At 43.7% G+C, this 11,033-nt stretch carries 17 protein-coding genes; 8 read left to right on the top strand and 9 right to left on the bottom strand.

What is annotated here, in order from left to right; translation table 11 throughout:
• Positions 1–337: 337 nt before the first annotated feature.
• Positions 338–1,000: a tyrosine-type recombinase/integrase gene (locus tag FCR06_RS31315; RefSeq protein ID WP_138506738.1), complete on the bottom strand. Its 663-nt coding sequence runs from the start codon at positions 998–1,000 to the stop codon at positions 338–340.
• A 169-nt stretch (positions 1,001–1,169) separates the two neighbouring features.
• Here FCR06_RS31315 and FCR06_RS31310 point away from each other — a divergent pair, with 169 nt between their 5' ends.
• From FCR06_RS31310 to FCR06_RS33240, 4 genes are all read left to right on the top strand, one after another.
• Positions 1,170–1,394, top strand: coding sequence for an AbrB/MazE/SpoVT family DNA-binding domain-containing protein (locus tag FCR06_RS31310; RefSeq protein ID WP_138506736.1), 225 nt, complete (start codon positions 1,170–1,172; stop codon positions 1,392–1,394).
• The gene (locus tag FCR06_RS31305) at positions 1,391–1,786 is read left to right on the top strand and encodes a type II toxin-antitoxin system death-on-curing family toxin (protein ID WP_138506734.1); all 396 of its coding nucleotides are present in this window, start codon (positions 1,391–1,393) and stop codon (positions 1,784–1,786) included. Before FCR06_RS31310 ends, FCR06_RS31305 begins: the two co-directional genes overlap by 4 nt.
• 1,180 nt (positions 1,787–2,966) lie before the next feature.
• Entirely contained in the window at positions 2,967–3,131 is a 165-nt protein-coding gene (locus FCR06_RS33245; protein WP_189523659.1) for a hypothetical protein, read from the top strand.
• Between the two features lie 173 nt (positions 3,132–3,304).
• Positions 3,305–3,460, top strand: a complete 156-nt coding sequence (locus FCR06_RS33240; protein WP_189523658.1) for a hypothetical protein — start codon at positions 3,305–3,307, stop codon at positions 3,458–3,460.
• Here FCR06_RS33240 and FCR06_RS31300 read toward each other — a convergent pair.
• From FCR06_RS31300 to FCR06_RS31265, 8 genes are all read right to left on the bottom strand, one after another.
• Positions 3,444–3,830, bottom strand: a complete 387-nt coding sequence (locus FCR06_RS31300; protein WP_138506732.1) for a hypothetical protein — start codon at positions 3,828–3,830, stop codon at positions 3,444–3,446. The genes FCR06_RS33240 and FCR06_RS31300 overlap by 17 nt on opposite strands.
• Before the next feature lie 127 nt (positions 3,831–3,957).
• A complete protein-coding gene (locus FCR06_RS31295; protein ID WP_223280383.1) occupies positions 3,958–4,614 on the bottom strand; it encodes a hypothetical protein in 657 nt (218 codons plus the stop codon).
• 163 nt (positions 4,615–4,777) lie between these two features.
• The gene (locus FCR06_RS31290) at positions 4,778–4,993 is read right to left on the bottom strand and encodes a hypothetical protein (RefSeq protein ID WP_138506728.1); all 216 of its coding nucleotides are present in this window, start codon (positions 4,991–4,993) and stop codon (positions 4,778–4,780) included.
• Positions 4,986–5,189 (bottom strand): hypothetical protein, encoded by a 204-nt coding sequence (locus FCR06_RS31285; RefSeq protein ID WP_138506727.1) that lies wholly within the window; start codon positions 5,187–5,189, stop codon positions 4,986–4,988. Before FCR06_RS31285 ends, FCR06_RS31290 begins: the two co-directional genes overlap by 8 nt.
• A gap of 122 nt (positions 5,190–5,311) precedes the next feature.
• Positions 5,312–5,632, bottom strand: coding sequence for a hypothetical protein (locus tag FCR06_RS31280; RefSeq protein ID WP_138506725.1), 321 nt, complete (start codon positions 5,630–5,632; stop codon positions 5,312–5,314).
• A 416-nt stretch (positions 5,633–6,048) separates the two neighbouring features.
• Complete coding sequence (locus tag FCR06_RS31275; protein WP_138506723.1) at positions 6,049–6,273, bottom strand: hypothetical protein; 225 nt, start codon at positions 6,271–6,273, stop codon at positions 6,049–6,051.
• A gap of 2 nt (positions 6,274–6,275) precedes the next feature.
• On the bottom strand, positions 6,276–6,539 hold the full coding sequence (locus FCR06_RS31270) for a hypothetical protein (protein ID WP_138506721.1): 264 nt from the start codon (positions 6,537–6,539) through the stop codon (positions 6,276–6,278).
• Complete coding sequence (locus tag FCR06_RS31265; protein WP_138506719.1) at positions 6,536–6,715, bottom strand: ribbon-helix-helix domain-containing protein; 180 nt, start codon at positions 6,713–6,715, stop codon at positions 6,536–6,538. The genes FCR06_RS31270 and FCR06_RS31265 overlap by 4 nt, the downstream gene beginning before the upstream one ends.
• A gap of 28 nt (positions 6,716–6,743) precedes the next feature.
• Between FCR06_RS31265 and FCR06_RS34065 the strand changes: the two genes are divergently transcribed.
• The 4 genes from FCR06_RS34065 (at position 6,744) to FCR06_RS31250 (ending at position 10,383) form a co-directional block, all read left to right on the top strand.
• Positions 6,744–6,884, top strand: coding sequence for a hypothetical protein (locus tag FCR06_RS34065; protein WP_223280382.1), 141 nt, complete (start codon positions 6,744–6,746; stop codon positions 6,882–6,884).
• Positions 6,885–6,897: 13 nt separating this feature from the next.
• Complete coding sequence (locus tag FCR06_RS31260) at positions 6,898–7,194, top strand: hypothetical protein (RefSeq protein WP_138506716.1); 297 nt, start codon at positions 6,898–6,900, stop codon at positions 7,192–7,194.
• Positions 7,195–7,690: 496 nt separating this feature from the next.
• Complete coding sequence (locus FCR06_RS31255) at positions 7,691–9,937, top strand: virulence-associated E family protein (RefSeq protein WP_138506714.1); 2,247 nt, start codon at positions 7,691–7,693, stop codon at positions 9,935–9,937.
• A gap of 245 nt (positions 9,938–10,182) precedes the next feature.
• The gene (locus tag FCR06_RS31250) at positions 10,183–10,383 is read left to right on the top strand and encodes a hypothetical protein (protein ID WP_138506713.1); all 201 of its coding nucleotides are present in this window, start codon (positions 10,183–10,185) and stop codon (positions 10,381–10,383) included.
• Positions 10,384–11,033 lie beyond the last annotated feature (650 nt).

Raw genomic sequence — 11,033 nt, 5'->3', positions numbered from 1 at the left:
GCGTCTGCAAGTCCACTGCTAAAAACAGCAATTTTTGCGTGGTTTAAAATTGCAGACCCTTTGGGTTTAAAGCAATTTGAGCGTGGTTTATTTTTCGGAAATATCTAATATGTCCCAGAGATTTTTGCAAATTATATTTTGCTGCTTTCAAGCGGTGGCGTAAAATCGTCTAATAAAAATGCAGACCCAAAGGGTTTATGTTATAACGCGTTGACTATTGCTGCACAACAATGGCTATACCTTAAGGTTTGTACGTAGTTCAACAAAGCGTGCGTTATTCACGCTTTACTCACGCGCTTGGAAGCCTTAAGGGTTCCGGTTTTAGTTACGCGATTTTTTAGTCCCACAGACCGTCAAACTTGTTGGGTGAAAGCTGGGTGTACTTGACGGTGTGGTTAATGTTGTTATGACCGAGATAATCTTGAATGCGCCTGGTGTCTGTGCCTTTGGCAGCGAGAGCGTAACCGCAGCTGTGGCGTAACATATGTGGGTGCAGTGGGAAGTCAAACTCGGCAATCTCCCCAGCGCGGCTGATGATGATGCGTACCGTGTCATCGGTGATGGGTGCGCCGCGTTCGCTCATGAATATCCAAGGTGTTTTGTCCTTGGTTTGTTTTTTGAACGATCGCAACATTCGCAATTCGTCGGGGTAGATGGGGTGAGTGGAGGGGTTACCGCGTTTCATGCGCCGAATGTAGATGGTGGCTGCTTCCCAGTCAATATCAGACCATCTTAGGGCGATCGCTTCAGAGACGCGCAAACCGTGACGAAACATCATCAGTAGTAGCAGTTCATCGCGTTGCTTGTGGCGGCCTACAGTTTTGGCAGCGGCGATGAGTCGCTCAACCTCTTCTGGTCTAAGATGTTCCCGTGGGCGCACGTCCTCATTTTTAGGTCGCTTCAATTTTGGGTTCCTTTTGACTTCTGGTTCAACTTTCGGTAATTCGGAGTTATACACCAGTTTTAAATGAGGTCGAGACTTTGGTTTATAGAAGCTCATTCACTTACACAATCGGTAATTTAGACTTTTTACCGAAAGTCTCCCATCCAAAGGGGACGCCCTGCAATGGCTTTTGTGATGTAATTAAATTACAAAATTTATTTATGTAATTTAGTTATAAAAATGTGTTATTACAAAAGTATTACTCCTTTAAAGAGCCTATTGATTTATGTACACCTTAAAAATTCGTAGAGTTGGAAACTCCTTGGGTGTAACACTGCCTAAAGAAGCTCTGCAAAAACTTAGAGTTAAAGAAGGGGACAACGTGTTTGTCACTGAAACTCCCTCTGGTGTTCAGCTAACTGCCTATAACCCTGATTTTGAAAAGGCAATGGAAGCTTACAGAAAAGTGAGTACTAAATACAGGAATGCACTTCATGAGTTAGCGAAGTGAAGGAGGTTTTCTGGCTAGATGAAACAATTGTTAGAGCTATGCATGAAGACCAATTAGCACAGCACGGCGGTCTCGCTGGTATAAGAGATAACAATTTGTTTTTAGCTAGTTTAGATAGACCTAAGAATCTGCTTGCTTATGGTGAGCCAACACCCACAATACTTGATTTAGCTGCTGCTTATGGCTATGGGTTTGCTAAAAACCATGCATTTGTAGACGGTAATAAACGGGTAGCTTTCGTAACGATGGCTACCTTTCTTGAATTAAATGGATATTCATTGAATATTCCAGAGACGGAAGTTGTCTTAATGATGGAACGACTTGCAACCGGTAAAGAAACTCAAGAATCAATAGCTGAATGGCTTCAAGAAAATTCTGTTCAACATGAATAGGTGTAGATAGATGGTGGGCGATCGCCCGTCGATTTTGTACGCAATCGCCGACGGCTGGTGTCAGCGCTGCGCGTCGCAGTAACTTCCGGCTTCAACTTCCAACTTCAGTTACTAGTTATTGGAAGTTGGAAGTAGCTCGTGGAAGTTAGAGAGAGTGCGATCAGCGCTTCGCTATTGTTGACATAATGTCTACAAAGGTAGACATAAATAAAAAGTCACTTTTCAAAATTTGAACTTTTTGGATGCTAGCAGGTCGCTACAGGTAGTACTATTCTCCTCTGCTAGCGGGCTTTCGATTTTCCACTCTCAACTAAGATATTGCAATGACATTAGGTAAGATATTGCAATGACACTAACTAAGATATTGCAAAGCTAATCATAGTAGTTGTACAAGCGAACGATAGCATTTGTATAAGCTAATAATAGTAGTTGTACAAGCAAACGATAGCATTTGTACAAGCTAATAATAGTAGTTGTACAAGCAAACGATAGCATTTGTACAAGCTAATAATAGTAGTTGTACAAGCAAACGATAGCATTTGTACAAGCTAATAATAGTAGTTGTACAAGCGAACGATAGCATTTGTACAAGCTAATAATAGTAGTTGTACAAGCAAACGATAGCATTTGTACAAGCTAATAATAGTAGTTGTACAAGCAAACGATAGCATTTGTACAAGCTAATAATAGTAGTTGTACAAGCGAACGATAGCATTTGCTGAAACAGCAAAAACCAACTGGATTTTTTAAAATCATGTTATAAGTTCAATGCGTTCCCAAGGTGAACCCTTTAGGTCAACCTACTGAGTCAACACTAGGTTGCTAAGGTGCTGCACAATTTACTTAAAATTCGTTGATATTTCGTCATTAGATGCTAGCAGCGTGCTGCTAAATTTTTACTATTTGCTGCACATGATTTTGAGGATCTTTTGAGCATAGATTTACTGTAAAAAAAATAAAATAATTTCAATAAAATATTTCATAAAATTGCTAAACTTATAACAATCTGTGATTCTAAGAATCTTAAAAAACAGCAACCCCTGTGTCAAAACAGGGGTTGAAGAATTCGCTTAATAGCTGTGATAACTGATTGCCCTCAGCTAAAACTGCATAGCGTTAGTTTTTAAGTTTTTTTGATGACAGGCTAAAAAGCTAGTATTTTGCGAAAATACCAAAAAAGATGAAAATCATTACCAACGCCTTCGATAAAGGCATTATTGTGCCTGCACTCCTTACTATTTTAGTATGTGGTGCGCTAGGTTTGGCAATTACCGATCCAGCAAGCCGTCCGGCTTACTTTGACTTAGTTAGAGCAGTTATCGTAGCTTACTTCTGGAAAAACTGAGAGGTAGTTGTAAAAAGTTGAGAATGGGCGGGCATTCTGCCTGCCCACTTTTAACTAGTTGAGGGTGCGGTCGCGCTTTTGTATAAGTTAGTTTGGTAACCTAAAGTTAACAAAATTAGTCTGCAAGACTACCGCGATCGCCCTTCGATTTTGTACTTTATCGCCTCCGGCTAATGCCAGCACTGCACGGTATCAGAATTTGCATTTTTAATTTTTCTGAATATCCAGAAAAAAAAATAGAACTAGGTGGTTGCGATGGCGTAACCAGCGACCGTAGGCGATCGCGTTTCAGTCAACGACTCAAACATCTTTTTAGGGTCTACAACTAATGGATTGAATACCATTCGGTGTAGTTGAAACATCTACTTTATATCCTGCTGGACATGTTTCAATTGAGTTACCTTTTCTAAGTTGGATTTCCTGTGAAAGCTGGCAACTTTGAAACTGTGCTTTCTCATCAAAAGAGATATATTGTTGGGCTTGGCAATAAAAATCAGATAACCCAGAACTGGGGCTAGAAACCTGGACGTTCGTCTCTTGTCCAAGAATACAAGTTGCCAATGAACCATTTTGATAATTACTAATTGTCCCACCTTCACATGTAACTGACGCTTGAGCAGGTAGAGAAACAGCAAAATTGATTGAAAATAAGCCAAAAGTTGAAGTTAAAATTGCCAAAACTTTAGACGAAAATTTCATAAAAACAATACTGGTTGTCAGAGTAAAATTTATTACTTCATTTCTACTTTCTCCCTGCTAAACACTGATACAGCAAAGGCACTGATCTTGCTTTAAAGTTTCTGTGATCTTGATCTGCGATCGCGTTTCACGGCGTTTCACTAATGTCTGGGGTCGCATTCTCCAATGTTCTAGCTTGCTGATTATTTATTATGCTAGAACATTGCAGCAAGTCTAAAGCTTGGGTGAGGGCCTGTTGGGCAACATTGATCTGAGTCCTGACTTGAGTCAGGGCATTTCTGCGCTCGATACCCAACCGCGCTTCTGAGTTGCGCGGGTCTTGGTCGTGGCTGAGGTGGATGACTTTGACTTTCTCGGTTTTTTCAGAGGGTTCAAAAATTGCTTCAGCGGCGGTCAGCTTATTGTAGCAATAGACACTACCAAAGCGTTTGACGTTGTAAGTGTGGGCTTCGCACTTTTCCGGTGCGATGTATTGTCCTTCAAATTGGGCGAGTTGCGCTTGCACTTCCTCAACCTTAGTAGCAAGTGTCAAGAGTAAATCCACAACACCTAATGATTCAGGTGTTTGGGGACAGCCGCGAGCCGTCAGCATCATCAATGCAGCTTGGTAGCGATTAAGTCGAATGGTTTCTCGGTAGCGCTCCCATTCCTCTTGCCTTTGGAGCGCTTGGACTTCTCGCCAACGTATCAATTCAAACTCTTCTTCTAGTGTGAGTTTAATGGCAGATCCACAGGTGGCGTAATTTTCGCACTCACCGGGGTCTATTCCTGGCTGTAACATCATTGACCCGCAGTCAAAGCCGAGTCCACATCTCTTTTGGGGCATAGTTACACAATGTTCTAGTTACATTCTGATATTAAAAGCTAGAACATTGTGTAATTGCAACCCTGATCGCTTATCCGTCTACACCTGTTTACATTATGTAGACAGGTGTAGACAACTCTACCTACAAAGGTTTAATCTCGTCATCTGGGGCATCTAGCAGCAAGTCAACTTCCAAGTAGACGCGGTGTTGCAGCGATTCACCCCGGTTTTTGTAAGGTGGACTTTTCTCAATGATGGTTGCCAGTCCCCGGTCTTGCATCTTACCCACAAACCACAGCCAGCGCTCTAAATCTTCCTTGGTACCCATGAGCCGCATTTTGATTGGGTCGTTAGCCATCGCCTGCAACCTCCTTGAGGAAGTCGTCAGCGCGGGCCTCCCAGGTAGGGGGCTTTTGTTCACCTGTTGTGGTCGCAGTTTGGCGATCACTCCTTGGTGTAACGCTTGGCTTGTCACTAGAAACAGCCGAAGTAGAGGCAGTTTCGACTTGATGACGCAGTTCTTTGATAAATGCGTCGATTGCCTTGCCACCCACGGACTGCCTGCCTACCTTTAGTTTGGCAAGGATGCGATCGCGGATTGAGGAATAGTCTACAGAAGTGTCTACAGTTGTAGACAGAATAATTGGTGATTGCCCAAGAGGTGCAGCATTGTCTCTCAGGCGCTCAACTCCCCCAAGCGCTCATCGACCTCCTGCTTAATTTCGTTGATGCCTGTTGCCAGGTAAGCGGTATTGGCTGCAATCAAGTCCTTTAATTGTTCGGAGTTGGCGATCGCCTTGGACACTTCCTGCTTTACCAGTTCAAGGATGTCTACACCTGTGGACGCTTTTGTAGACAGAGGCATAGACGTACTAAATGAACTCCTTACTAATCTTGCAGCAGTTTGACTGAGAGATTTATCCTCTGGAACCTGTAGCGCTGATAATGCCTCAATTTCGGCATCATTTAAGCGAAATGAGATTATATTACTTGCCATTTGTAAACAAACTGTAGACAGCTATGTTTACACAATAGCTTAGTAGTGGTTTGCTGTCTACAGTTTGTAGACATTGTTGACAAACTCTCAGAAACTCTCTATTATTGTATGTAGACAAAAAAGTAAACAAAAGTAGACAAAGTTGGAGCGAGTAAATCGTAGCGTCGTCTCGCTCCCTTGAAATCACTACCCACATGGCATGGTTAAACGATCAGCCGTCCCAAATAAAGTTACGCGAATGTTCTAGCAGAATAAATATTGCTGAAGCTAGAACATTGTGTAATCGCGCCAAAAGTGCGATCGCTTTTTACAGCGATTTCTGTTTCAATGATTCAAGTACCTGATGCTTCAAAATCCTGGTTTATCCTTCACCTAGACCGCTGCCGCGTTGCTCTCTGAGGTACTGCTAGATGCGGTTAGATAATTTGGCCCTCTTGAATAAGCCGGTCAATCTCCTTCTGCGCGTCTTTAATAAGTAGTTCTTTGTGCTGTGTACTGTAATTAACTACAGAGGCACTACGAACAAAGCCTATCTCCTTCCCTTGTGAGTCGATGAGCCGAAATTCTAAACGTTGATTAGTTCCGACAACTATTTCAGATATTTCAATTGTTACGCCTTGATACAAGATTTTTTCTGCCATTTTTATCCCTCACTTTGACCGTTGCCACGCTGCTCTCTGAGGTATTGCCAGATGCGGTCAATTTGCGATCGCCATTCGACGCGATCGGCGTTTAGCTCTGTTGTGAGGCGTTCAAAATTTTGCTGGTGAATCGTTGCGACTTGAAGGAGTGCTTCTGTGGTGGCCCGCAGTTCAACAACCGACGTGCGGAGGTCGGCGTTGACGGCGACTTGCCTATCTAGGGCGGCTTCGATGCGGTCTAGGCGGTCTGGTGTGGTTTCGCTCATGCTGCTGAGTCCTTACCAGTCTCTTGAATTTGCTTTTCTTCTATGACGTTGAGAAGTATTGCGGCGGCGAGATTGCCTACAGCCCTATGCTCCCTTTTTGCCCATTCCTCCAGAAACTGAGCTTTATCAGGGGGTAAAAAGGCTGTAATACGTTTGTTAATTGGTTTTCCACCCATTTGTATACTCTTGCCAACTCTTTACATAATGACTCAAAAATTGCATTGTTGGCAAGTTCTTGCACTGCTTTACACTGCTGTGCTAGCTTTACAAGTAAGTAATTTATGCGCCCTGGTAACAGAGATTACGGCTCCGTTACCAGCACGACTTCCACCCTTACGAATCTAAGGAGGCAGTGATCATGTTAGCGTCAGACGCGCCCACTTTGGGCTGTCGTTGCAGTGCCAATGCTTTGAAATTTTGGCATCTGCGGATTAGTAAGACTTTTAGTAAACCCGAATATTACATCGGTCAAACCGTACTGCACAAGATGAAGGTGAAGCAGGGTGAGATTTTGCATCCTGTGGAGGTGATTGGCATTTGCTGGACTGGACGTGATTGGCAGTATGCGGTGGAACTGCCAGAAGACCATCCCTGGTATCAGGTAAACAACTATGAGACAGAATGGTTTGATAACTTCCAAGTAGAGCTGATGTAGTATTACCGGATTGCCGTGTAACACGGCAATCCAGGCAAAAATGTTTGTCAGTTGCATTGCCTTATCACAGGCAATAGAAGCTTTATATAGAAGCGAGAACGAATTTTACCGTACAGTTTTCCACATGTAAAACTCAGATTTACCATACAGAACATTGTATGTACAAAACGCAGAACAAATCATATACAGGATGTGATGTGATTGATCCCTAGCCGATTGGGATGTAAGCTTGATACAGCCAACTTTCAGTGAGTTTTGTATTTACAAAAATCCAAAAGTTCTACAAAACAAGATTTAAGAAAAAGGTTTTGTAATTGAAAGTTGCTAACAGTTTCAAAGTCGAATCGCCCGAAAAAGCCGCCCCAGAACAAATACAAAACCAACAAACAAATGTGCCTTAAGGCTATCAATTTCTGGGGTTTGCTAGCAAGTGGGCGATCGCTTTTGAAACTGTTGGGCAGGCACAGAACACCAATACCCAACAGTTAAGAAAAAAATGAACAACTGTTCAGATAATATCACCCTTCCAGTAGCCGAGTGGACTGAAGACAGTGAAGTTAGCTCCATTGCTTTACCGACACTTTGGGTAGCTGACGCATTCAAGGGAATGCCTTTAGTGCAGTTATTTCAGGTAGTAGAGTACTCGCAAGCGACAAAAGAGATATCCGGCGATCGCCATTACATTATTTTTGAGCCGGGGATATCTGAGGCGGTCATTAGGGGCATAGCTTGGCGAATACGAGCCGCTGGAGGTGACTGCTACCTCTACGGGATAAATAACCAACTGGAGAACTTAGTAGAGGATGCCGTCACCGCTAGGGATTTAACAATTCAAATTTTTGAATTTGCCCAAGACTACGAAAATTGGAGCAAGAGACAGGACGAGCAACCGCTGACGGTAAAAGATGCGTGTGAGGTTGCCAGAGTGGCTCTAGCCGTGCTGAAAGAACCGGAGAGAAGCATTGAGCTAGCGACGCTAGGCCAGAGGTGTAAACAAAGTTCATATAGTTGGAGCAAGCTAGTGGGCGCTTTTGAGCAAGAATTCAAAAAAGAACTTTCTCGACGGGGTAAAGGCAATATTGAGCGCCTGGAGCGCGAAATTCAAAGTAGCGTCTCGTCAAGCCTGGAAGAGGAATCACCAGCTCGCAGTAAAAGCAAGCAAACGCTTAACTTAATTACCGCCCAATGGGGGCATCGCCTACGGTTTAACACCATGACCCTGAAGCCGGAGCTAGACGGCGAACCCTTGGACATGGACACACTAGCGACTCGGTTGATTAAGGAGTTTGACATTGACATCGGCAATGAGAAAGCGGGACAAATGGTGGTTTACCTTGCCAAGCAAAGTTCTTATTCTCCGGTGGCAGAATATTTGGAGCGCGTAGCCTATGAGCATTCATCAGTAGACCTGGGGATATTAGATGATATTGCGACTCGCTACTTTGGCTCGAATGAACCGCTGCACAACGTTTTCATGAGAAAACACTTGATTGGGCAAGTGAAGCGAGTATTTGAACCTGGGTGTCAGCACGACACGGCTTTAGTGTTGCAGGGCGGTCAAGGCTTACAAAAGTCCAAATTTTGGCGAACGTTAGCTGTTAGTCGTGACTGGTTCGACGATACGATTACCAGCGGCACTAACGACAAAGACGAACGGCTCAAGCTAAGACGATTTTGGATTTTGGAGCTAGCAGAACTCGAATCAGTCTTTAAACGTAAAGAAATAGCGGGTTTGCGGGCTTTTTTCACTACCCCGGCTGACAACTTGCGGGTACCCTACGGGCGGTCGATTGAATATTTCCCCAGGACTAGCTGCTTTGTGGGCAGCGTTAACCCAGCGCAATTTCTCGTTGACCCAGAGGGCCACAGAAGGTACTGGATTATCCCGGTCAGCGTTGACCAAATCCCAGTAGACCAACTGCAAAAAGAACGGGATTTGTTATGGGCAGCAGCTGTTATCGCCTACCGTAACGGCGAGATGAACTGGTTGACCAAAACCGAGGAAAAGCGCAACGCCCTGCTAAATAAACGTCATGAGGTAGAGGATACCTGGGAGGAAGCAATCGACGCATTTTTGGAGTTTCAGTCAGAAACCACCGTCAGCGACATTTTGAGTAACTGTCTCAAAATCGAGGTTGCCAAGCACGATCGCGTTTTACAGATGCGGGTAGCTGAGTGCTTAAAGCGTATTGGTTGGGTGAAGTGCGAGAAGAAGAAGATTGACGGCAAGTCTAAGCCCGTATGGAGGTGTCAACCAGTTTTGGCTGAGGTATCAACCGAGGTGTCAACCGAGGGAGAAAACCCTTCAAACCTAGACACACCAACCAATTCGACTGACATAATTAATCAATTATCTTCAAAGGTGTCAACCAAGGTGTCAACCGCTTCTAATCCAGATATAGCAAGCAACACAGCCCTCAGGTTGACACCTTTACTGCTTTTTGAAGCAATTTCTAACAATCAAAACGATCAAGTAGATAATTCCAAAAATGTCTCTAGAGGTGTCAACCGTGTCAACATGCAGACTCCAACCCAGCTACCACAAGGCTTAGAGTCGGTTGACACCCTGCTTGACACCTTTGTGGTTGGCGATGAAGTGGAGTACACCGGAGCGGAGCGTAAGAGCTTGCACGGTAAAAAATTGGTGGTATCTGAGGTTGAGGGAGATTTCTTTTGGTTAAAGCATTCGGGGTACATTTTTCCAGTTGTTCGTGCCACCGCTGCCGAGTTGAGGAGGCGTTAGCCATCCTCAGTGCGATTAGTAATCGAGCCTTAATCGTCGAGAGGGATGTAACAGTGTTGCGTACTTTGGAAATGTATAACATTTCCCTATGTCCGGGAATGATACAGTAAATTTCGTCAAAATTTACAAGCGGATAACCTATAGGTTGTCCGGCAAATTTTTGTAAATGCTTGCAGTGCATTTGTCAAAGTTTATACACTATCTAAAACGCGAGAATATTGGGCATGGATATACTGGGAAGGCGAATGAGCCAAAACAAGGCACTGCACCTGATGGACAGTGAAAAGCCAGGTCAGCGAACTTGGTTCACATTGTGCGGCCGCAAGATTCGGGTTAGCCACGCTCTACCGTTAGAAAACTTTGATTCTGGAGAGAACTGCTGTACAGTCTGCATCAAGATGCAACGCAGTAATAACTTGCTGCACCAAAGGCTAGGGGCGGCATGAGTGCGCCGCTAGAACCGCGCACTCAGAAGGTTTTGTTTTTTGATAAATGCTGAAGAGGACAACTTAACTTGTCCTTGAAAAATGCTGCCTGGTTAGAAATGGTCAGAAATAAAAAAGTTTTACTTACACCTTAAGGTATTAGTAAAACTTTTTTTCTCTAGTGACTACTCGATGCTCGCTCTGTTGGTCACCAAAATCCGTAGACGTTTCTGGCGAAACCTCTGCCGGTTTCAACCGAATTTGTTTAGTTTTGAGCGTGCGTCTGCAAGTCCACTGCTAAAAACAGCAATTTTTGCGTGGTTTAAAATTGCAGACCCTTTGGGTTTAAAGCAATTTGAGCGTGGTTTATTTTTCGGAAATATCTAATATGTCCCAGAGATTTTTGCAAATTATATTTTGCTGCTTTCAAGCGGTGGCGTAAAATCGTCTAATAAAAATGCAGACCCAAAGGGTTTATGTTATAACGCGTTGACTATTGCTGCACAACAATGGCTATACCTTAAGGTTTGTACGTAGTTCAACAAAGCGTGCGTTATTCACGCTTTACTCACGCGCTTGGAAGCCTTAAGGGTTCCGGTTTTAGTTACGCGATTTTTTAGTCCCACAGACCGTCAAACTTGTTGGGTGAAAGCAAACTTGTTGGGTGAAAG

This window comes from Nostoc sp. PA-18-2419, from assembly GCF_005869855.1.
Lineage (GTDB): Bacteria > Cyanobacteriota > Cyanobacteriia > Cyanobacteriales > Nostocaceae > Nostoc.
The sequence above is the reverse complement of the archived record's forward strand: the minus strand, read 5'-3'. Positions and strand labels throughout refer to the sequence as shown.